Source organism: Paenarthrobacter sp. TYUT067 (assembly GCF_023656375.1).
Taxonomy (GTDB): domain Bacteria; phylum Actinomycetota; class Actinomycetes; order Actinomycetales; family Micrococcaceae; genus Arthrobacter.
Window position 1 is genome coordinate 227,543 of sequence record NZ_JAMOIT010000003.1, and the last position, 20,875, is coordinate 248,417.

The window sequence follows — 20,875 nt, forward strand, 5'->3', positions numbered from 1 at the left end:
CAACCGCGCGCTGGCGGTAGAGTTCCATGCCATGGAATCTGTGAACGCCCAGTGGGCCGGAGCTTTCGAGGTCGTTCACGACTCCGATGGATGGCAGCAGTTCAGACGCCTTGATTCGGCGCTGTTCATGCCCCCAGCCACGAATGGGCTGGAGGAGCGTGCCAGGATGTGCGCCGGAATCCACGCGACGTGGACGGCAACGTCGGGGCATGTGGTGATTGAAGCCGAAGGTCCGGAGGACGGATCTCCCTTCGACGTCCTGGTAAATGGAGTTCTCCGGCATCGGGTCCCTGGGGCTGGACGTGTCAGTCATGACCTTGACCTTGATAATATGCCGCCTCACTCCAGAGTTCAGGTGTGGCTGCCGCACTATGGTTTCCTGAGGGTGCTGGAGGTTTCCCTGAAAGGTCAGGACGTGAAGGTTGCCGCGGAAACGGGTAGGAGGTGGATCGCCTACGGAAGTTCCATCACCCAATGCCGGACGGCAAATGGTCCCTCCGAGGCGTGGCCGGCGTTGGTGGCCAGGGAACTCGGCTGGCGATTGCAGTCCTTGGGCTTCGGGGGCGAATGTCAGCTGGACCCCGCGGTCGAGAGCACGATCTCGCAACTTCCGGCAGATATCATTTCCCTGTGCCTGGGCATCAACAGTTACAACGTCGCCGCCTTCTCGGGAAGGACGTTCGCAAGCCAGGTCCTGGGGTTTGTCAGCAATGTTCGTCGGGCACACCCTGGCGTGCCCATTGCGGTCATTTCTCCTGTGTTGTCGGTTCCCCGGGAAAATGTGCCCAACTCTGCAGGCTGGACGCTGGCTGACTACAGGAAAGCAGTAGCCGACGTCGTCCGGACGGTCCGAGAACGCGGGGATGCAAACGTTCACCTGCTCGACGGTGCCAGCGTCTTCGCGATGGAGGAAGCCGTTGCTTTGATGCCCGATACGTTGCATCCCAACAACGAGGGCTACCGGCTGATGGCTGAGCGGCTGGGGCCGCGCCTGGCCGCAGTAGCCACCGGCTGAGCCGCTTTGCTGGAGTGAGTGCTCATCAAACGCACGTCACCGTTGGGGTCTGTGGCCACAACTGTAAAACGAAGCTCTTGTGTTCGAATATATGTTCGAATAATATGGCTGCATGAACGATGCTCCCAAGCCGCCAGAAGGTATTCAAGGACCCATGAAAGCGATGAGCCCCGGGGTCGTCGATTTCCTGTTCAGGCAGCTCGTGGCCGGCGAGCCTCCGGAAGACACCCAGTGGCGGCGTGAAGGTACTGTCCTGGCTGAGCAGCAACCGGGGGCCGAGCTCGCCCGACGCCTGTCCGAGACGGATTTGGCTTCACTGACGCCCCTGGAACTCTTCGAGTACGTTCGCGCCTCGCAGCGCCTGGTGGCTTGGGCGGAGCAACTTAAGGAGCGGGCCGTTGCTCGGTATTGCGCAGAAGAGCCAACGCGGGCGCCTAAGCCAGCATGACTGGAAGGTGCCACTCCCGGCGGCGCGGGAGTCGCACCTGCACGGAAGCTATCTTGCCGCGTTTGGAGCCCCCGCGCCTCGATCACTACAGGTAGCCGCGCACTACAGGTAGCCGCGGTTATTGAGGACCATCGCGGTTAATGGGGACCATTAGGCGGGATCCATTCTTCCAACAAGCCCGTCACAGGGTAACGTTTTTTATATGTCTGACTTGCGCGCTAACGTTCCCGCCCTTGGTACCCTGCTGACCGCCATGGTCACCCCGTTCACTGAGGACGGCAAGGTGGATTATGACCAAGCCGCGGCACTGGCGGAAAAGCTTGTTCAGGATGGTTGCGATGGACTCGTGGTCACCGGCACCACTGGAGAAACCTCAACCCTGACAGACGACGAGAATCTCGGCATGTTCCGGGCGGTCAAGGAGGCCGTTGGCGGCAAGGCTGCCATCATTGCCGGCACCGGCACTAACGACACCGCCCACTCGGTGCACCTCTCGCAGCGTGCGGCTGAACTGGGCGTTGATGGTCTCCTGATCGTCACCCCGTACTACAACAAGCCCAGCCAGGCGGGCGTTCGCGCACACTTTGAGACGATTGCCTCTGCCACTGACCTGCCCGTTATGCTCTACGACATTCCGGGCCGTTCCTCCATTGCGATCGCTCCGGAGACCATGATCGCGCTGGCGAAGCACCAGAACATTGTGGCCGTCAAGGACGCCAAGGCCGACTTCGCCGCCGCGACACGCGTCATGGCTGAGACGAACCTGCTCTTCTACTCCGGCGATGACGGATTGACGCTGCAGTGGATGGCCCTCGGAGCCGTCGGCCTGGTGGGCGTTACCACGCATGTAGCCACGCGCCGCTTCCGTGAGCTGATCGACGCCGTCAACGCCAACGACCTCGCCAAGGCCAGGGCCGTTAATTTTGAACTGGAACCCGTCATACGTGCAACCATGACGCGGGTCCAAGGCGCAGTAGCCGCCAAACAGATTCTCAAGTGGCAGGGAGTCCTGCCCAACTCGGTTGTCCGTTTGCCCCTCGTGGAGCCGGACGTGGCCGAGATCGACATCATCCGCGGGGATTTGGCGGAAGCCGGAATGGACTTCGACGTCCAGGACGGTTCCGCCGGAAAGTAGCAAAACATGACCCAAACCGCCCTTCCCGGACTGGTTACTCCGCCCAAACTGCCCAAAGGCACGCTACGGATTGTCCCGCTCGGTGGACTGGGAGAGATTGGCCGCAACATGGCGGTCTTCGAAATCGATGGCAAACTGCTGATCGTTGATTGCGGTGTGCTCTTCCCCGAGGAGACCCAGCCGGGCGTCGACTTGATCCTGCCTGACTTCTCGTACATCGAAGACCGGCTGCAGGACGTGGTGGGCGTTGTGCTGACTCACGGCCACGAGGACCATATTGGCGCCGTTCCCTACCTCCTGCGCCTCAAAGCCGATATCCCGCTGATCGGATCCCAGCTGACTCTTGCGTTGGTGGAAGCCAAGCTTCAGGAACACCGGATCAAGCCGTACACGCTGACCGTCACTGAAGGGCAGGTGGAACAGTTCGGCCCGTTCGAGTGCGAGTTCGTTGCAGTCAACCACTCCATTCCGGACGCTTTGGCAGTCTTCATCCGCACCGAGGGCGGCACTGTGCTTCACACGGGCGATTTCAAGATGGATCAATTGCCGCTGGATGGCCGTATCACCGATCTTCGGCACTTCGCGCGCCTTGGTGAAGAGGGTGTGGACCTCTTTATGGCAGACTCCACCAACGCCGACGTGCCGGGCTTCACCACTGCCGAGAAGGAAATCGGCCCCACGCTGGACCGGCTGTTCGGCCAGGCCAAGAAGCGCATCATCGTGGCTTCGTTCTCGTCCCACGTTCACCGTGTCCAGCAAGTTCTGGATGCGGCCGCCAAACATGGCCGCAAGGTGGCCTTCGTTGGCCGTTCAATGGTCCGCAACATGGCTATCGCCGCCAAACTCGGGTACCTCGACGTCCCGCAAGGCATCCTGGTGGACATCAAGAACATCGACACCATGCCGGATGACCGCGTGGTCCTCATGTCCACAGGCTCGCAGGGTGAGCCGATGGCAGCGCTTTCCCGCATGGCCAACGGTGACCACCGTGTGATTGTTGGCAAGGGCGATACCGTCATCCTTGCCTCCAGCCTCATCCCGGGCAATGAGAACGCCGTATTCCGTATCATCAACGGCCTCCTGAAACTCGGCGCCGATGTGATCCACAAGGGCACAGCCAAGGTTCACGTATCCGGGCACGCTGCCGCTGGGGAACTGCTCTACTGCTACAACATCCTTGAGCCCCTCAATGCGATGCCCGTCCACGGTGAAACACGCCATTTGATTGCCAACGGCAATATTGCTGCCGAGTCCGGAGTTCCTTCGGACAGCATCATCCTGAGCGACAACGGCACGGTGATTGACCTCAAGGACCACATGGCGAACATCGTCGGCCAAGTAGAGGTCGGGTTCGTCTACGTGGACGGCTCCAGCGTGGGCGAAATCACCGACGCCGATCTCAAGGACCGACGAGTCCTGGGGGACGAGGGCTTCATTTCCATCATCACGGTCATCAGCCGCACTACTGGCAAGATCGTGTCCGGCCCTGAGATTCACGCCCGTGGGGTTGCCGAGGATGACTCAGTGTTCGACGAGATCATTCCCAAGATCAACGCCGCGCTCGAAGAAGCTGTGCTTAACCACGCAGATCACACCAACCATCAGTTGCAGCAGGTGGTCCGCAGGATCATCGGTACGTGGGTCAACCGGAAGCTTCGCCGCCGCCCCATGATTATCCCGGTAATCCTGGAAGCGTAGCCAGCCAGCAACATGAATGCCAAGGGGGCCTGAAATCCGCGGATTTCAGGCCCCCTTGGGGTAGCGTGGCACTTATGGCGACCCGTACTACCTCCACGCCACGAGGCAGCTCCAGCAGCAAACCCGGCGGCACAGGCCGGAGCACTGCCGCATCCAAAACCAGCGCAGCCGGCGCCAAAAGCGGGCGTGGCAGCACTGCCCGCACCAAGCAAGCGGCCGCCGTCGAGCCCCAAGCGCCGCTGCCCCTGCGCATGCTGTCAGGTTTCTGGCAGGGGATCGGCCACGTTGTCGGCGCCGGGGTTCGGCGAATCGGCTATGACGTCAGCGATCTCGACCCCGCAGACCGCAGGGACGGCGCGGCACTTTTCAATTTGGTGTTGGGCATCACCATCGCCACCTTTGCGTGGTGGGGTCTGACCGGCTGGCTTCCGGACATGGTCTACAGCGTCGTCAACGGCACCTTTGGATGGATGTCCCTCCTTCTGCCCTTGATGTTGTTCGTCTGTGCTTTCCGCCTCTTCCGCAAGCCCCAGGACGGACGCGGCAATAACCGTGTGGGCATCGGCTTCATGATCATGACGCTGGCAGGCTCCGGTTTGGCCCATGTCATTGGCGGCTTGCCCACTGTTGCAGACGGTTTTGACGGCTTGCGCAAAGCCGGCGGAATGCTGGGTTTCCTCGCAGCGGCTCCTTTGGCTGCAATCCATGTGGCTGTCCCGATTGTTCTCTTCGGATTGCTGGCGTTTGTCTCCCTGTTGATCGTCACAGCCACGCCGTTTGGTGCCATCCCATCCCGCATCCGGGGCGCCTACGAGCACCTCATGGGCGTCGACCTCATGGACGGCTCCGGTAAGGACGCCCACGACCGCAGCTACCTCTATGAAAACGAGGCTGCCGCCAAGCCCAGGAAGAAGAAGCGCATGCGCTTCTTCGGCAAGGACGAGGAAACAGATACCAGCTTGGAAGGTTACGTCGGGGACGAGGCCTTCGAGCACGCCATAGTCGACGACGACGAAACTCCGGGGGCGTCCGAACCGCGGGTTCCGCCGGGCGTGCGTCGTCCAACACAGGCCGAGATCGCCGTCGGAAAGATCAAGGCAGCCCAAGGCCTGGGCGGTGCCACGCCAGGTATCGACAACCCCACCGAGGCCATCCCGATACTTACGCCGGAGATGACCGCGCCTGTGGCTCCGGTTGCGCAGGTTCCCGCAAAGCCCGCAGGTGCGCCCCTCCCTCAGACGCCCATCCCACAACGCACCGAGCAACTGTCCTTGGCCGGCGACGTCACTTACACCTTGCCGGCCTCGGACTACCTGACACCGGGCTCCATCCCGAAGGAACGCACGGAAGCCAACGACGCCGTCGTCGCCGCCCTGACGGATACCCTCACGCAGTTCAACGTGGAGGCTGCGGTGACCGGCTTCAGCCGTGGTCCCACGGTGACCCGCTATGAGATCGAGCTGTCACCTGGTACCAAGGTGGAGCGCGTCACCGCTTTGTCAAAGAACATTTCCTATGCCGTGGCGTCCAGCGACGTACGAATTTTGAGCCCTATCCCCGGCAAGTCAGCCATCGGCATCGAGATCCCCAACACGGACCGCGAAACGGTGTCCCTGGGCGACGTCCTGCGCAGCCAGAACGCCCGCCGCACGGACCACCCCATGGTGATGGGTGTGGGCAAGGACGTTGAGGGCGGCTATGTTGTAGCCAACCTCGCCAAGATGCCTCACCTGCTGGTGGCCGGTGCAACCGGCGCTGGTAAGTCCAGCTTCGTGAACTCCATGATCACCTCCATTCTCATGCGCGCCACGCCGGATGAGGTCCGCATGGTCATGGTGGACCCCAAGCGCGTGGAACTCACGGCTTACGAGGGCGTCCCGCACCTGATCACGCCCATCATCACCAATCCCAAAAAAGCTGCCGAGGCACTGCAGTGGGTTGTTCGCGAGATGGACGCCCGCTACGACGACCTCGCCAACTACGGTTACAAGCACATTGACGACTTCAACAAGGCGGTCAGGGCAGGCAAAGTAGTCCCTCCTGTGGACTCCAAGCGCATCATTAAGCCTTACCCCTACCTGCTGGTGATCGTGGACGAGCTCGCCGACCTCATGATGGTGGCCCCACGCGACGTCGAAGACTCGATTGTCCGCATCACCCAACTGGCCCGTGCGGCCGGCATCCACTTGGTGCTCGCAACCCAGCGACCCTCCGTCGATGTCGTGACCGGCTTGATCAAAGCCAACGTGCCGTCCCGAATGGCCTTCGCGACGTCGTCCGTCACAGACTCCCGCGTGGTCCTGGACCAGCCGGGGGCCGAGAAACTCATTGGCCAAGGTGACGCGCTGTTCCTGCCGATGGGTGCATCCAAGGCAATGCGTGTCCAGGGTGCCTGGGTGACGGAATCAGAGATTCATAAAGTGGTGGAACACGTCAAGGGGCAGCTGCAGGCTGTCTACCGCGACGACGTCGCCGCCGAGGCACCGAAGAAGCAGATCGACGACGACATCGGAGATGATCTCGAGGTCCTGCTTCAGGCAACGGAACTTGTGGTGACCACGCAGTTCGGTTCAACGTCCATGCTCCAGCGGAAGCTTCGTGTGGGCTTTGCCAAGGCCGGCCGCCTCATGGACCTCCTGGAATCCCGCGGGGTGGTGGGCCCGTCCGAGGGCTCCAAGGCGCGCGACGTCCTGGTAAAGCCTGACGACCTCGCTGCCGTTCTTGCCGCGATGAAGGGTCAGGAGTCACCCGCTGCGCCGGACGCCCACACAGCGGCACTGAGCGATAACGCGAACTCGAACATCGCCGTCGGCGGTTATGCCGAAGACCTTGTTCAGGCGGACCTGGACAACCGGACGCAGGCCATCGAATATTACGACGGCGCGGATGTCCCGAACGATGACGAAGAGGGCGGCGAGGACGCCTGGTCGCTCACTGGAAGATAGCCCTCAAGAGGGTAGCCTTGTGGGGTGACTAAAGCCGAGGGTGATAACGCGACTTCCAGCAGCTCCGATGTCTGGAACCTGCCCAACATCCTCACCATGCTCCGCATCGCCCTGGTTCCGTTCTTCGTATGGTTTCTTCTGGCCGACGACGGCGAGTACGGAATCTGGCGGTGGGCGGCCGTTGTGACCTTCGCTGTTGCCATCTATACGGACAAGCTCGACGGCGACATCGCCCGCGCGCGTGGCCTGATCACTAATTTCGGCAAGATCGCCGACCCCATAGCCGACAAGCTGCTGATCGGTTCGGCGCTGGTACTCCTGTCCATCCTGGGGGACTTGCCGTGGTGGGTGACCATCCTCATCCTTGTGCGGGAGTGGGGAATTACAGCCCTTCGCTTCGTTGTTATCCGATACGGCGTGATGCCGGCTTCCCGGGGCGGCAAGCTGAAAACAGTCGTTCAAACCGTGGCCATCTTCCTCTACATCCTTCCGCTGAAGGCGATCGCACCGTGGCTGGGTGACGTCGCCTTCTGGGTCATGATGGTGGCTCTCGCCATCACGCTGTGGACCGGAGTGGAATATGTGGTCCAGGCACTGAAGCTGCGGGCGGCCGGACGGCGCGCATGAGGCCCCCTGAAGGCGTATCCGCAGCCGCCCAGACCTCCACGGCTGCCGTTGCCATAGCAATCGGGAACAAACTCACCGTAGCTACGGCTGAGTCTCTGACAGCCGGAATGGTTGCCGCCACGCTGGCCAATACTCCGGGCGCGTCCGGGATGCTGCAAGGCGGGGTGGTTGCCTACCAAAACTCGGTGAAGGCCGGTGTCCTGGGTGTTTCGCAGGAACTGCTTGCAGCGGTGGGCTCCGTTGACGGGCAAGTGGCCGAAGCAATGGCCGACGGCGTCCGGCGGGTCTGCGGGGCCGACCTCGGGATTTCCACCACGGGTGTGGCGGGACCTGATCCGCACGATGGTAAAGCAGTAGGCACCGTGTTCATCGGCATTGCCGGAGAATCCGGTACCGAGTCGTTTGAATATAGTTTTTCGGGGGACAGGCATTCCATCAGGGAACAGGCCTGTGAGGCCGCGTTGGCGCGTCTGCTTGCTGCGCTGAGTGACGTTGGTTACCGTTCGTAAAGTAGTCGGGAACAAAAACTGATTGCCAATAGTTGTGTCATTGTGTCGCTTCGGAAGAGCCGGGGCGCCTAGGATGTAAAAACCAACCCGGTCCGCCAGCCAGCGAACCGGATGACTGAGGGAGCAAGGCGATACAGATGGTAAAGCAGCCCGTATCCGTGAACGGCGTTGTCCGCTGGAAGGATGTGGGCTTGGCTGATCAGACACAGAGCGAACAGAAGGAGCGCAAAATGGTTGTACTACGCCACGAGATCGGTGATGTACTGCGCGATGTCCGCCAGCGTCAGGGCCGTACCCTCCGCGAGGTTTCGCACAGCGCCCGCGTTTCACTCGGTTACTTGAGTGAAGTTGAACGCGGCCAAAAGGAGGCTTCTTCCGAGCTCCTGTCTTCTATCTGCACAGCCCTGGATGTTCCGTTGTCCCACATGCTTCGCGAAGTCAGCGATCGCGTGGCCGTCGCAGAAGGTGTCGCAGTTCCGGACACTGTTCCGCAGGAATTCTCCCAGCGTTACGGACGCGATCTGGACCTCACGGACGACTTCCCGCAGGGAATGCTCTCCGGAGCCCGGTAAACGTTCCGTCAGAAACATGGAAAAGGTCCCCAGCCTCAGGCTGGGGACCTTTTTCGTTGAGATCGCGGGATGTGCTTGAACGAGCGAACTGCTACGCGGCCCCGGTTTTGTCCTCGACGTCGAGTCCTGGTTCCTTTACATTGAGGGCGCCATCGCCGTAAATGGCGTTGAGGCGGCCCATGTAGTCAGCCAATATCTGGACATCCTCCAACGGCCATTCGCCGAGTCGTTCACGGAATACCTGCCTCCGCGCATCCTGAACCTGGTGCATCTTCTCTTCGCCCTTGTCCGTCAGCCGGATGGATTGGGCCCTACCGTCCTGGGGGTCGGCCTCCTTATAGACGAGCCCGATGCTCTCAAGGAACGCGATCTGACGGCTCACGGAAGGCTTGCCAACCCCAATGCAGGTCGCAAGGTCCGTGAGCCGGATGGGACCCTCCCTGCGGATGATGGTCAGGAGGCCGTAGGCGGCAGGCTCCATGTCCGGATGGACCTGGCGTGACAACTGGTGGGAGATCGAACGTGCGCGGCGCCAGAGCAGGCTCAGCTGGTGTTCCACCTGCTGGAGGGCGTCGTCCACGGAATCGCCTGGCACGGCCGGGCCGGGCGTGCTCTGGAGAGGATTGCTCATGGCAACCATTCTAGAGTCCAGCGACATGAGAGACTCTATCCGTGAGGGCTAGTGACTTTTGGCGATTGATGGACGACGAATTCGGGGCAGGCTACTCCCGGGTCTTGGCCGGTTCCCTGGTGCTCGCCGGTGTGGGTGGGCGGACCGCCGTCGAGGCCTTGGCCTCCGGATATCACCCTCGCGAGGTGTGGTTGGCGGTCTGCGAAGTTCAGGACGTTCCTCCCGAACGACGGCTTGGCAAGGACATCAAACCGGCTTCCACCTAAGCTCCGGCACGTGCCGGCAACCGCCTGGGTTGGGACACGCCGAGGCTTTGTTCGAATATCTGTTCGGATGGGGATATGCTCCTGTGAGAGGAAAATAGATCCCGAAGGACGCGTTCCAGAACATCCGGCAGACCCGGTTTATCCACATAGCCATTGCCGGCTGGTAAGAATGTCAGGGCACCGTAATAGCGTCTGACATGACAGGAAAGCGGCCTTTCAGGCCACTCCACAGCGAGAAAGCATCAGAGGTGTGAACCATGGCGGCAGCCCCGGATCGTGAGAAGGCGCTCGAAGCAGCGCTTGCCCAGATCGACAAGCAGTTCGGTAAAGGCTCTATCATGCGTCTGGGTGATGACACCCGGGCACCGATTGAGGTCATCCCCACCGGCTCCATTGCGTTGGATGTCGCCCTTGGCATTGGTGGCCTGCCCCGAGGCCGCGTCGTGGAAATCTACGGCCCGGAATCCTCGGGTAAGACCACCGTGGCACTTCACGCCGTAGCCAATGCACAGCGCGCAGGCGGCATCGCTGCCTTCATCGACGCCGAGCACGCCCTTGATCCGGACTACGCTGCCAAGTTGGGCGTGGACACGGATGCACTCCTGGTCTCACAGCCGGATACCGGCGAGCAAGCCCTCGAAATCATGGACATGCTGGTGGGGTCCGGCTCGCTGGACATCGTGGTCATCGACTCCGTGGCCGCCTTGGTACCTCGTGCTGAAATCGAAGGCGAAATGGGCGACTCCCACGTTGGCCTCCAGGCCAGGCTCATGAGCCAGGCGCTTCGTAAGATCACCGGTCGCTTGAGCCAGACCAAGACCACCGCCATCTTCATTAACCAGTTGCGTGAAAAGATCGGCGTGTTCTTTGGTTCCCCGGAGACCACAACGGGTGGTAAGGCTCTGAAGTTCTACGCGTCAGTTCGAATCGACGTTCGCCGCATCCAAACCCTGAAGGAAGGTGCGGACTCCGTCGGTAACCGCACCAAGGCAAAGATCGTCAAGAACAAGATGGCTCCGCCCTTCAAGATCGCCGAGTTCGACATCATCTACGGTCAGGGCATCTCCCGCGAAGGCGGCATCATTGACATGGGTGTGGAGCACGGCATCATCAAGAAGTCCGGCTCCTGGTTCACTTATGACGGCGATCAGCTGGGTCAGGGCATGGAGAACTCGCGTCGCTTCCTGCGCGACAATCCGGAACTCGCTCAGGAACTGGAGCGCCTGATCAAGGAAAAGCTCGGCGTTGGTATGGCCAAGGCTGAAGAGGAATCCCCGAAGCTGAAGGCCGTTGACGGCTAGGAGAGGGCCGGATCCGGATTCGTCCGTAGCGGCCGATCCTGAGCCTGACCCCGAATCCGTGGCGCGTGCCATCGTCCTGCGACAGCTGACGATGGCGCCGCGGAGCCGGCTGCAGTTGTCCCGGAAGCTTGCGGAGCGGAATGTTCCCGATGACGTGGCTGAGGCAGTCTTGGACCGCTTCGAAGAAGTTCAGCTGATCGATGATGCTGAGTTCGCCAGGATGTGGGTCCGTAGCCGCTCGCAAAGCAAAAAGCTTGCAAAGGGCGCCATCCGTCGCGAACTGGCAGACAAAGGCATAGAGCTTGATGCGGCCGAAGAAGCCTTATCCCAGCTCAGCGATCAGGATGAGGAATCGGCTGCTCGGGAGCTGGTCCAGCGCAAGCTACGGCCCAGCATGGATCTGACCGATCGGGCGGAGCGGGACAAGTACACGCGCCGGCTCGCGTCGATGCTGGCCCGCAAAGGCTACGCCCCCTCCATGGCATTCAGGATCGTCGGTGAGGTTCTGGCGGAAGCCGGTACCCTTGAGTAGTGAGTTTGACCATTCCCTCCCCATCAGCTGCCAACCCTCCCTCTGTTGATCCCCGGACTGCTGCAGAACCCCGGCCGGCTGCAGAGCCCCGGACTTATCAGGTTCGGACTTTCGGCTGCCAAATGAACGTCCATGATTCAGAGCGCATGGCGGGACTTCTCGAAGAAGCCGGGTATGTGCCTGCTGAGGGCGACGTAGCGGACGTCGTGGTCTTCAACACATGTGCTGTCCGTGAGAATGCAGACAACAAACTCTATGGAAACCTCGGCCAGCTGCGGCAGGTCAAGGAGGCGAACCCGTCCATGCAGATTGCCGTTGGCGGCTGTCTGGCCCAGAAGGATCGCGAGACCATCGTCAAGAAGGCGCCGTGGGTTGACGCCGTGTTCGGGACACACAACGTGGGGGCGCTTCCGGCCCTGTTGAACCGCGCCCGGCACAACAATGAGGCGCAACTGGAGATCCTCGAATCCTTGGATGTGTTCCCGTCAACGCTCCCCACCAAGCGTGACTCCGTGTACGCGGGCTGGGTTTCGATCTCCGTGGGATGCAACAACACGTGCACGTTCTGCATTGTGCCTTCGCTTCGTGGCAAAGAGAAAGACCGGCGCCCCGGCGAGATTCTGGCAGAAATCCAGGCGCTGGTGGATGACGGTGCAGTTGAGGTCACTTTGCTCGGCCAGAACGTTAATTCCTACGGTGTGGAATTCGGCGACCGTCAGGCCTTCTCCAAACTCCTGCGTGCCTGCGGTGAGATTGAAGGGCTGGAACGCGTTCGTTTCACCAGCCCGCACCCCGCAGCTTTCACCGACGATGTCATTGATGCCATGGCTGAGACACCCAACGCCATGCCCCAGTTGCATATGCCGCTGCAATCCGGCTCGGACAAGGTGCTCAAGGACATGCGCCGTTCTTACCGTTCCAGCAAGTTCCTCGGAATCCTGGACAAAGTGCGCGAACGCATTCCCCACGCAGCAATCACCACGGACATCATTGTTGGTTTCCCCGGTGAAACCGAGGAAGATTTCCAAGCCACCCTGGATGTTGTGGAGAAGTCCCGGTTTGCCTCCGCCTTTACGTTCCAGTACTCAAAGCGGCCAGGGACGCCGGCTGCTGACCTCCCTGAGCAGCTTCCCAAAGCGGTGGTGCAGGAACGCTACGAACGCCTCACAGCGTTGCAGGACCGTATTGCCGCAGAGGAGAACGCCAAGCAGTTGGGACGTCAGGTGGAGGTCCTGGTCACCGCGCAATCAGGACGCAAGGCAGGCGAAACACACCGCCTGTCCGGTCGATCCAAGGACCAAAGGCTGGTGCACTTCTCTGTACCGGCCGGTGCCGAGACCCCGCGCCCGGGCGACTTTGTCACAGTCACCATCACCGAGGCCGCTGCTTTCCACCTAGTGGCTGATCCGGCAAGTCCGGAGGATTACATCGTGCGCCGCTCCCGTGCAGGCGACGCCTGGGATCGTTCTCAGGCTGATTCCTGTGGCGTTCCTGCCGCAGGAGCGGCGTCAGGCAAGGCAGGTGTGTCCTTGGGCATGCCGTCGCTGCCTGTTCGGCGCGCGTAGGGCGGACCAGAAGTTCGAATGTCGCTCTCCAGCCATGAACTTCCTCAGCCGGTCATTGCAGTTGTTGGTCCCACGGGTTCAGGGAAGTCGGACCTGGGCGTTAACTTGGCCCTGGCCTTGAACGGGGAAGTCATCAATGCCGACGCTTTGCAGTTTTACCGTGGCATGGATATCGGAACCGCCAAGATCACCATGGAGGAACGCAGGGGTGTGCCTCACCACTTGCTTGACACCATGGACGTCACAGAGGAAGCCAGCGTGGCGGACTTCCAAATCGAATGCCGCGCTGCCATCACTGACATTCACTCGCGGGGGAAGCGCGCCATCCTGGTGGGCGGTTCCGGCCTGTATGTACGCGCCGCCCTGGACGTCCTGGAATTCCCGGGCACGGATCCCGAGCTCCGCAGGCATCTGGAAGAGGAATGCGAAACGCAGGGGCTTGCGCCGTTGCGGGCCCGACTTGAGGAAGTTGATCCCGTGTCGGCTGCCCGCCTTGGCGATGCCAGGCGAGTAATCCGTGCCTTGGAGGTGCACAGTCTCACTGGGCGCCCCTTTAGTTCATTCATGCCGCAGCGCGAGTACTTCCAGCCGGCTCTCCAGATCGGGCTGGAGGTTGATCGGGAGCAACTGCGGCATCGTCTGGCACTGAGGGTGCACCGGATGGTGGAGGGAGGCCTCCGGCAGGAAGTTGAACGGCTCGAGGCAATCGGCTTGCGGCAAGGCAAGACGGCTTCGCGAGCTTTGGGTTATTCCCAATTTCTGAAGGTTCTGGACGGGGAACTGAGCACGGATGCTGCCGCCGAAGAAACCATCGTGGCTACCCGGCAGTTTGCGCGGCGCCAGCTGACGTGGTTCAGGGGAGATCCACGCATCACGTGGCTCGACTGGCAGGACCAGGAGCTTGTGGAGAAGGCAGCCGAGGCAGTCCTGGCGGCCGGAAGTTAAGGCCACGCAATTTCTGGGCGAACGCGCGTGGCGGGTAGCCTAGGTCCATGGATGAAACCGCCGCAATTCCCGCCCGGCAGCCCGCAGATGCGGATGCTCCGGTGACACTTTCCAGCCTCACCGGTTTGACGTTTTCAAAGGGCCACGGAACAGGCAACGACTTTGTCCTGATTGCCGATCCTGGCGACGCGCATGAGATCACCGCCGAGCACGTGGCGCAGTTGTGCGACCGCCATGTGGGCATCGGCGGCGATGGCCTCATCCGAGCGGTGCCTTCCCGCTTTCTGCCCGAAGGCCGCGTCGCCCTGGAAGAGGATCCGGACGCTGAGTGGTTCATGGATTACCGCAACGGTGATGGTTCGCTCTCCGAAATGTGTGGCAATGGCGTGCGCGTCTTCGTTCATTTCCTGATCGCGGAGGGCTTGGTGGACCTGGGGCCCGGGCAGACCCTCACTATCGGCACACGCGGTGGCGTAAAAAAGGTTGTACGCACGGTCAACGGCTATGCCGTGGATATGGGCCCGTGGGAGTTCATTTTCCCCGAGGAAGCCACCAGCAAGGCCATGGATGCACTGGTCAGCGCCGAGGGCCTGGAAGTGCCAAGGCCCGGACTCTCCGTCAGTATGGGCAATCCCCACACGGTAGTTGCCCTTGCGGAACTTAGCGAGCTTTCAGCCACACAACTGTCCAAGGCGCCCGTGGTTGATCCCAAGCCCGCCAATGGAACCAACGTCGAGTTTGTGGTCCCCGCTGAGCCGTTGGTAGAAGACGGTATAGGGACCATCACCATGCGCGTTCACGAGCGTGGCGTGGGGGAGACACAGTCCTGCGGCACCGGCGCGTGTGCCGCCGCGGTCGCTATCCGTCACTGGGCGGGGGATACGGCCCCGAACGACTGGCACGTCAAGGTGCCGGGCGGCGTCGTGGGTGTGAAGTTCTTCCCCGGGGCAGGCGGCCGTGAGCATGTGGAACTCAGCGGCCCGGCCGTGATTGTGGCTACTGGGACGCTTTCCTGACCCGGATGATCCTGAACGTTTTGGACGTGCTTTCACGGGAGACCGTGTAAGAACTGTCCAGTTCGGCGGCGAGCCACCGCTGGAGGGAGTCCGAGCCCAGGTTCTTCTGCACAACCAACCAGGCGTTGCCTCCCGGCGCCAGCCGGGGCAGCCACGTCAGCAGCAGCGAGTGAAGCTCGTCCTTGCCGATGCGGATGGGCGGGTTGGACCAGATGGTGTCGAATTCGACGGCGGGATCCACCTCGTGCGGGAGGCTGGCGGTGACGTTGCCGAGGCCGAGCGCCGCGGCGTTCTCATTGGTCAAAGTGACGCAACGCTCGTTGACGTCAACGGCGTGCACGTGAGCATGTGGCGCCATCAGGCCCAACGTGAGCGCAATCGGACCCCAGCCGCAGCCAATGTCCAGAAGGTGACCCGTGGGTGACGGCGGTGGAACTTCGGAGAAAAGTACTGCAGTGCCTTTGTCCACGCCGTCGGGGCTGAAGATACCCGACGAGGTCTGCAGCCGGCGCGTGGCTCCAGCAAGTTCCACGGTTAGTGGCTTGCGCGTGAATGGTCCGGCCGGTTGGGCGGTGAAATAGTGTGCAGACTCCATAATTTGCCAGATTAGTTGGCTAATGGCGGCTTGGGAAACCGCATCCGTCCGTGGTTGGCTTGACAGCGGCTGCTAAAGTGAAACGCATGTTCTTGATCTTTGAGTAATCAGCCCACAACGCCAAGTCATCAGGCGTTCATGGTACCGCCCGCGACGCAGGCCCGGTTCGGCATTTTGCCCATGCCGGCCTTTCCGCCCGGCAGGTCCTTAAGGCTTTGTCCGTTTGCTCCTCATGTGGGGCCGGACACTCTGAAGATCCCCGCTCGTTTGTGCAGTGGACCGTGGTGTAACGCGGCCCTGTGTTGCAGCCGGCGGAACATCCTCACCTCGGCCCAAGGACCCTCCTGCGGATTCCATCACGCCACTTTTACAACAGCCGCCCTCCGCAAGAGGGGTGGCCGTTCAGGACACAGGAGGCCCTTTTGGCCGATGCCCGTCAGCCCAGCGCGAATAGCGCCCCATCGAGCAGCAAACAGCACTATTCTGGAATTGCCGAACAGTCTAAGGAGACCATGACCACCCAGAAGCACTCCGGATCCGATTCCGACGCCCAGGACATGAGTCCTGAACAAATCCAGGCCGTGATCGACCGGATTCTTTCCAAGGATGTACCTGCGCAGGCATCCGACGACAACGACGCCAACGGTGTGTTCGGCAAGGCGCAGGCGATTTCCACGCTGGACCAGGAACACAGTATTTATGACGGCGACCAGGAAGACCTGGCCGAACGCCGCGCCCTTCGGCGTACCGCGGGACTGTCCACCGAACTCGAGGACGTCACAGAGGTCGAATACCGGCAGCTGCGCCTGGAGCGCGTTGTCCTGGCCGGCCTGTGGACGGAGGGGACTCTTGCTGATGCGGAGAACTCCCTCCGTGAGCTCGCCGCCCTTGCCGAAACGGCTGGATCCGAGGTGCTGGACGGTATTGTTCAGCGCCGGCAGAAGCCGGACCCCGGGACCTTCCTCGGATCCGGCAAGGCCCAGGAGCTCAAGGACATCGTCGCCGCCACCGGCGCAGACACCGTAGTAGTGGACACGGAGCTTGCCCCGTCACAGCGACGCGGCCTTGAGGACATCGTGAAGGTCAAGGTAGTCGACCGGACCACACTGATCCTGGACATCTTCGCCCAGCACGCCAAGAGCCGCGAAGGCAAGGCCCAGGTTGAGCTCGCACAGCTCGAATACCTGCTCCCGAGGCTTCGTGGTTGGGGTGACTCCATGTCCCGTCAGGCCGGTGGCCAGGTGGGTGGAGCAGGCGCCGGCATGGGCTCGCGCGGTCCTGGTGAAACCAAGATCGAACTCGATAGGCGGCGAATCCGCACCCGCATGGCCAAGCTGCGTCGCGAAATAGCCGCGATGAAGCCGGCGCGCGAGACTAAGCGCGCCAACCGCCGTCGTAATGCTGTTCCGTCCGTCGCCATCGCCGGGTACACGAACGCCGGCAAGTCGTCCCTCCTGAACCGCCTCACGGACGCCGGTGTCCTGGTGGAGAACGCCCTGTTCGCCACCTTGGATCCCACGGTCCGCAAGGCGCAAACTCCGGATGGCATCGGCTACACCCTGGCAGATACCGTTGGGTTCGTTCGTTCATTGCCCACCCAGCTGATTGAGGCTTTCCGGTCTACATTGGAGGAAGTGGCGGACGCAGACCTGATCCTCCATGTGGTGGATGCATCACACCCCGATCCTGAGGGCCAGATCGCTGCTGTAAGGACCGTTTTCACCGAAGTGGATGCCCGTAAGGTTCCTGAAATCATCGTCCTCAACAAGGTCGATGTCGCGGATCCTTTTGTGGTGGAGCGCCTCAAGCAGAAGGAACCCCGCCACGCAGTGGTGTCCACCCGTACGGGCCAGGGCATTGCCGAACTGTTGGAAGACATCAGCCGATCCATTCCCCGGCCGGGCGTGCGCCTTGAACTGCTCATTCCCTACGACCGCGGGGAAATGATCAACAAACTGCACAATTCCGACTCGGAAATCCTCAGCCTTGAGCACGAGGAGAACGGGACCCGCGTAGTGGTCATGGTGCGCGAAGGCCTGGCCGCCGAACTGGAGTCATTCGTCAGCAATGGTTGAGAAGGTGGCGGCGGACGCCGTCAAGTCGGTGGGGGAGAAAGCCACCCTCGAGTTGTTGGACCGGGCTGTTGACGGCATGGGCGGACAAAGCCGTGCGGGTCAGCATGAAATGGCCAAGCATGTGACCCGGGCTATTGAAACCGGGGAGCATTTGCTGGTTCAAGCGGGAACGGGAACGGGCAAGTCTTTGGCTTACCTTATTCCGTTGATCGCTCACTCCATGGACAGCAACAAACCGACGCTGGTGTCCACCGCCACCCTGGCACTCCAGACCCAGATTGTCGGCCGTGATCTTCCCCGGCTGCTGGAGACCATCAACCCTGCCCTTGAGCGCCCCGTCAACGTGGCGTTGGTCAAGGGCAGGGCCAATTATGTGTGCCTGCAGAAGCTTGAAGGCGGGTTCCCCAGCGAGGAGCCCTCCGAAGGGCAGCTGTTCTCCCTGGGGGAGGACACCAGCGTCCCTCACTTTGCTGCCTCCATGGGTGGACCCCAATCGCAGCTGGGCAAGGAAGTGGTCCGCCTCAGGGAATGGGCGGAGAAGACCACTACCGGAGACCGCGACGAACTCATGCCCGGCGTCACCGACAGGGCTTGGCGGCAGGTTTCCGTCACGTCCATGGAGTGCCTGGGTGCCCAGAAGTGCCCCGTGGCAGAAGAGTGCTTCAGTGAGCTGGCCCGTTCAAGGGCTGGTGAGGCCGACGTCGTAGTCACCAACCATGCCATGTTGGCCGTCAGCGCCTTTGAAGGCCTGGCTGTCTTGCCCGAGTACGACGTCGTGGTGGTTGATGAGGCGCACGAGCTTCAGGACCGGGTAACCGGAGCCGTTTCAGGACAGTTATCCGTGGCCATGGTCCACGCGGCGGCATCAAGTGCCCGCAAGCATACGGCCATCACCGTGGACGCCCTCAACGCAGCTGCGGACAGCTTGGATATGGCCATAGCTGGCGTGCCCAACGGTCTGTTGCCCAACGGCCTCAACGACGAACAGCTGGATTGCATTGACCAATTGCGGGACGCCACGCGCGCCGCGCTCTCGGACTCGAAGACGGATTCTTCAAACGCGGTCGACGGCGGACGGCAGCTTGCGCGCTCACGGCTCATGCTCATCCTGGAACTGTGCGAGCGGATGCTCGCCGCGAAGGAGAACCGCGAAGTGGTCTGGTTCTCGCGGAACAGCACGTTCGACCCCCAGCAGGGATATTCTCCGCCGGACGAGACAGCTCCTGCATTGATTAATATTGCCCCGCTCAGTGTGGCAGGGCGGCTTCGAGAGGGGCTCTTTGCCGGCCATACTGTGGTGCTGACCTCTGCGACCCTGGCCATCGGCTCGGCCTTCGAGCCCGCCGCGGGTGGTCTTGGCCTGATTGGAGACGGCGCGCCGAGCTGGACGGGCATTGATGTGGGATCGCCCTTCGACTATCCCAAACAGGGTGTTCTATACGTGGCAAAGCACCTGCCCAAACCGGGCCGCGGTACTTCGCCGGAGGCGCTGGACGAATTGGAAGACCTCATCCGGGCGTCCGGGGGCGGAGCGCTTTGCCTGTTCTCCTCGCGGCGTGCTGCCGAAGAAGCCGCCGATGCCATGCGGCTCCGGCTGGATGTGGACATTCTCTGTCAGGGAGAATCCACCATGGCGGCCCTGGTGAAGCAATTCGCGGACGAGCCAGATACGTGCCTCTTCGGAACCATGTCCCTGTGGCAGGGGGTAGACGTTCCGGGTGGCTCATGCCGACTGGTGGTTATTGACCGCATTCCCTTCCCACGTCCTGACGATCCCCTGATGACTGCCCGTTCCCGGGCGGTTGCCCAATCGGGCGGGAACGGTTTCATGGCCGTGTCAGCCACGCACGCTGCCATTCGGCTGGCGCAGGGCGCTGGCCGACTGATCCGCTCGACGGGAGACAAAGGGGTGGTCGCGGTACTCGACTCCAGGCTTTCGACCGAGCGCTACGGGGGCTTTCTACGTGCCGCCCTGCCGCCGTTCTGGGCCACCACGGACCGGTCGGTGGTTCGAGGCGTTCTGGAACGTCTGGGCTCGGCTAAAGCCCCGTAATGCACAGCTTCCCGTGAACACCTGCTGGTGTCCACGGGAAGCTGCGTTTAAAGGGCGTGAGCGCTTAAAGAGAGCGCAGTACCGAGACGACCTTGCCCATGATGGTGGCCTGATCTCCGAGGATGGGCTCGTACTGGGTGTTTTGGGGGAGCAGCCACGTGTGACCGTCCCGCTGCCGGAAAGTCTTCACGGTTGCTTCATCATCCAGCAGGGCGGCAACGATGTCGCCGTTGATGGCATCATTCTGTCGCCGGACCACCACCCAGTCGCCGTCACAGATAGCAGCATCGATCATGGAATCGCCGGCCACCTTCAGCATGAACAGTTCGCCATGCCCCACGAGTTGCCGTGGGAGTGCAAGCACGTCTTCCACCGTCTGGTCAGCCAGGATCGGTCCACCTGCCGCGATGCGCCCCACCAAGGGGACCATGGCGGTATCACTGGCGCTGGCTAGCTCGGTGACGGCCAGGCCACCGGCGCTGCGAAGGGTGGTCGGAGCGTCCACACCGGGGATGGGCCCGCCATCAAGGGTTAGGGGCATCAGCACTTCCATGGCGCGGGGACGCTTGGGGTCCCGGCGGAGGTAGCCGAGCTTCTCCAATTGGGACAACTGGTGCGTGACGCTGGACAAACTGGCCAGACCCACGGTGTCGCCGATTTCGCGCATGCTGGGAGGGTAGCCGTTGTCATTGACTGACCTCTGGATGGTCTCCAGGATCTTTTTCTGCCGGACGGTCAGGCTTTTGGGACTCTTTTGAGGCTGTTGGCTCCGCAGGGGTGCCCCTCCGCCTGTGGCTTTCGCTGCCATGTTCGCCAATGCCTTTCCATTCCGCCCTGATGAGGGCCAGGGGTGTCAGGTCTGCAAAAATGTCAGACCCTCCTGTTCCACTGAAACAGTGCTGCTTCTTCACTCAAACGTAGGGCAGGCACAGGCGTTTATCAAACAT

19 protein-coding genes are annotated in these 20,875 nt (G+C 61.7%); 16 read left to right on the forward strand and 3 right to left on the reverse strand.

What is annotated here, in order from left to right:
- Nucleotides 1–31: 31 nt before the first annotated feature.
- The 8 genes from MOD31_RS04025 (at nt 32) to MOD31_RS04060 (ending at nt 8,949) form a co-directional block, all read left to right on the forward strand.
- Complete coding sequence (locus MOD31_RS04025; protein ID WP_223942235.1) at nt 32–1,015, forward strand: GDSL-type esterase/lipase family protein; 984 nt, start codon at nt 32–34, stop codon at nt 1,013–1,015.
- Between the two features lie 112 nt (nt 1,016–1,127).
- Nucleotides 1,128–1,463, forward strand: coding sequence for a hypothetical protein (locus tag MOD31_RS04030; RefSeq protein WP_166842814.1), 336 nt, complete (start codon nt 1,128–1,130; stop codon nt 1,461–1,463).
- Between the two features lie 202 nt (nt 1,464–1,665).
- On the forward strand, nt 1,666–2,598 hold the full coding sequence (gene dapA / locus MOD31_RS04035; protein ID WP_250819908.1) for a 4-hydroxy-tetrahydrodipicolinate synthase: 933 nt from the start codon (nt 1,666–1,668) through the stop codon (nt 2,596–2,598).
- Nucleotides 2,599–2,604: 6 nt separating this feature from the next.
- The gene (locus MOD31_RS04040) at nt 2,605–4,296 is read left to right on the forward strand and encodes a ribonuclease J (protein WP_142939636.1); all 1,692 of its coding nucleotides are present in this window, start codon (nt 2,605–2,607) and stop codon (nt 4,294–4,296) included.
- A gap of 74 nt (nt 4,297–4,370) precedes the next feature.
- The gene (locus tag MOD31_RS04045; RefSeq protein WP_250819909.1) at nt 4,371–7,241 is read left to right on the forward strand and encodes a DNA translocase FtsK; all 2,871 of its coding nucleotides are present in this window, start codon (nt 4,371–4,373) and stop codon (nt 7,239–7,241) included.
- A gap of 24 nt (nt 7,242–7,265) precedes the next feature.
- On the forward strand, nt 7,266–7,868 hold the full coding sequence (gene pgsA / locus MOD31_RS04050) for a CDP-diacylglycerol--glycerol-3-phosphate 3-phosphatidyltransferase (RefSeq protein WP_166842812.1): 603 nt from the start codon (nt 7,266–7,268) through the stop codon (nt 7,866–7,868).
- Nucleotides 7,865–8,377 carry a CinA family protein gene (locus tag MOD31_RS04055; RefSeq protein WP_142939633.1) on the forward strand — a complete coding sequence of 171 codons (513 nt, stop codon included), beginning with the start codon at nt 7,865–7,867 and terminating at the stop codon, nt 8,375–8,377. Before pgsA ends, MOD31_RS04055 begins: the two co-directional genes overlap by 4 nt.
- Before the next feature lie 137 nt (nt 8,378–8,514).
- On the forward strand, nt 8,515–8,949 hold the full coding sequence (locus MOD31_RS04060) for a helix-turn-helix domain-containing protein (RefSeq protein ID WP_024820363.1): 435 nt from the start codon (nt 8,515–8,517) through the stop codon (nt 8,947–8,949).
- 91 nt (nt 8,950–9,040) lie between these two features.
- Here MOD31_RS04060 and MOD31_RS04065 read toward each other — a convergent pair whose 3' ends face one another.
- Nucleotides 9,041–9,580, reverse strand: a complete 540-nt coding sequence (locus MOD31_RS04065) for a MarR family winged helix-turn-helix transcriptional regulator (RefSeq protein ID WP_374206969.1) — start codon at nt 9,578–9,580, stop codon at nt 9,041–9,043.
- A gap of 68 nt (nt 9,581–9,648) precedes the next feature.
- On the opposite strand from MOD31_RS04065, the gene MOD31_RS04070 reads away from it, so the two are divergent.
- From MOD31_RS04070 to dapF, 6 genes are all read left to right on the forward strand, one after another.
- A complete protein-coding gene (locus MOD31_RS04070) occupies nt 9,649–9,846 on the forward strand; it encodes a DUF3046 domain-containing protein (RefSeq protein ID WP_208097225.1) in 198 nt (65 codons plus the stop codon).
- A 257-nt stretch (nt 9,847–10,103) separates the two neighbouring features.
- A complete protein-coding gene (gene recA, locus MOD31_RS04075; protein WP_142939631.1) occupies nt 10,104–11,147 on the forward strand; it encodes a recombinase RecA in 1,044 nt (347 codons plus the stop codon).
- A complete protein-coding gene (locus MOD31_RS04080; RefSeq protein WP_142939630.1) occupies nt 11,137–11,679 on the forward strand; it encodes a regulatory protein RecX in 543 nt (180 codons plus the stop codon). Before recA ends, MOD31_RS04080 begins: the two co-directional genes overlap by 11 nt.
- Nucleotides 11,679–13,244: a tRNA (N6-isopentenyl adenosine(37)-C2)-methylthiotransferase MiaB gene (gene miaB / locus MOD31_RS04085; protein ID WP_250819910.1), complete on the forward strand. Its 1,566-nt coding sequence runs from the start codon at nt 11,679–11,681 to the stop codon at nt 13,242–13,244. Before MOD31_RS04080 ends, miaB begins: the two co-directional genes overlap by 1 nt.
- An 18-nt stretch (nt 13,245–13,262) precedes the next feature.
- Nucleotides 13,263–14,189 carry a tRNA (adenosine(37)-N6)-dimethylallyltransferase MiaA gene (gene miaA, locus MOD31_RS04090; RefSeq protein WP_250819911.1) on the forward strand — a complete coding sequence of 309 codons (927 nt, stop codon included), beginning with the start codon at nt 13,263–13,265 and terminating at the stop codon, nt 14,187–14,189.
- Nucleotides 14,190–14,236: 47 nt separating this feature from the next.
- Entirely contained in the window at nt 14,237–15,205 is a 969-nt protein-coding gene (gene dapF, locus MOD31_RS04095; protein ID WP_250819912.1) for a diaminopimelate epimerase, read from the forward strand.
- On the opposite strand, the gene MOD31_RS04100 is transcribed toward dapF, so the two are convergent.
- A complete protein-coding gene (locus tag MOD31_RS04100) occupies nt 15,186–15,800 on the reverse strand; it encodes a class I SAM-dependent methyltransferase (RefSeq protein ID WP_250819913.1) in 615 nt (204 codons plus the stop codon). The two genes, dapF and MOD31_RS04100, sit on opposite strands and share 20 nt — an antisense overlap.
- A 512-nt stretch (nt 15,801–16,312) precedes the next feature.
- On the opposite strand from MOD31_RS04100, the gene hflX reads away from it, so the two are divergent.
- A complete protein-coding gene (gene hflX, locus MOD31_RS04105; RefSeq protein WP_142939625.1) occupies nt 16,313–17,875 on the forward strand; it encodes a GTPase HflX in 1,563 nt (520 codons plus the stop codon).
- Nucleotides 17,868–19,928, forward strand: a complete 2,061-nt coding sequence (locus MOD31_RS04110; protein ID WP_250819914.1) for an ATP-dependent DNA helicase — start codon at nt 17,868–17,870, stop codon at nt 19,926–19,928. Before hflX ends, MOD31_RS04110 begins: the two co-directional genes overlap by 8 nt.
- A gap of 64 nt (nt 19,929–19,992) precedes the next feature.
- Here the strand turns inward: MOD31_RS04110 and lexA are convergent, their stop codons facing one another.
- Nucleotides 19,993–20,736, reverse strand: coding sequence for a transcriptional repressor LexA (lexA, locus tag MOD31_RS04115; RefSeq protein WP_142939623.1), 744 nt, complete (start codon nt 20,734–20,736; stop codon nt 19,993–19,995).
- Nucleotides 20,737–20,875: the final 139 nt, after the last annotated feature.

Excerpts from the sequence above, each read along its gene's own strand:
- MOD31_RS04040 (WP_142939636.1), top strand. The coding sequence starts at position 2,605 with ATGACCCAAACCGCCCTTCCCGGACTGGTTACTCCGCCCAAACTGCCC.
- MOD31_RS04045 (WP_250819909.1), top strand. The coding sequence starts at position 4,371 with ATGGCGACCCGTACTACCTCCACGCCACGAGGCAGCTCCAGCAGCAAA.
- MOD31_RS04100 (WP_250819913.1), bottom strand. The coding sequence starts at position 15,800 with ATGGAGTCTGCACACTATTTCACCGCCCAACCGGCCGGACCATTCACG.
- recA (WP_142939631.1), top strand. The coding sequence starts at position 10,104 with ATGGCGGCAGCCCCGGATCGTGAGAAGGCGCTCGAAGCAGCGCTTGCC.
- lexA (WP_142939623.1), bottom strand. The coding sequence starts at position 20,736 with ATGGCAGCGAAAGCCACAGGCGGAGGGGCACCCCTGCGGAGCCAACAG.
- dapF (WP_250819912.1), top strand. The coding sequence starts at position 14,237 with ATGGATGAAACCGCCGCAATTCCCGCCCGGCAGCCCGCAGATGCGGAT.
- miaA (WP_250819911.1), top strand. The coding sequence starts at position 13,263 with ATGTCGCTCTCCAGCCATGAACTTCCTCAGCCGGTCATTGCAGTTGTT.
- hflX (WP_142939625.1), top strand. The coding sequence starts at position 16,313 with ATGACCACCCAGAAGCACTCCGGATCCGATTCCGACGCCCAGGACATG.
- MOD31_RS04070 (WP_208097225.1), top strand. The coding sequence starts at position 9,649 with ATGGACGACGAATTCGGGGCAGGCTACTCCCGGGTCTTGGCCGGTTCC.
- MOD31_RS04110 (WP_250819914.1), top strand. The coding sequence starts at position 17,868 with ATGGTTGAGAAGGTGGCGGCGGACGCCGTCAAGTCGGTGGGGGAGAAA.
- MOD31_RS04055 (WP_142939633.1), top strand. The coding sequence starts at position 7,865 with ATGAGGCCCCCTGAAGGCGTATCCGCAGCCGCCCAGACCTCCACGGCT.
- MOD31_RS04025 (WP_223942235.1), top strand. The coding sequence starts at position 32 with ATGGAATCTGTGAACGCCCAGTGGGCCGGAGCTTTCGAGGTCGTTCAC.
- dapA (WP_250819908.1), top strand. The coding sequence starts at position 1,666 with ATGTCTGACTTGCGCGCTAACGTTCCCGCCCTTGGTACCCTGCTGACC.
- MOD31_RS04065 (WP_374206969.1), bottom strand. The coding sequence starts at position 9,580 with ATGAGCAATCCTCTCCAGAGCACGCCCGGCCCGGCCGTGCCAGGCGAT.
- MOD31_RS04030 (WP_166842814.1), top strand. The coding sequence starts at position 1,128 with ATGAACGATGCTCCCAAGCCGCCAGAAGGTATTCAAGGACCCATGAAA.
- MOD31_RS04060 (WP_024820363.1), top strand. The coding sequence starts at position 8,515 with ATGGTAAAGCAGCCCGTATCCGTGAACGGCGTTGTCCGCTGGAAGGAT.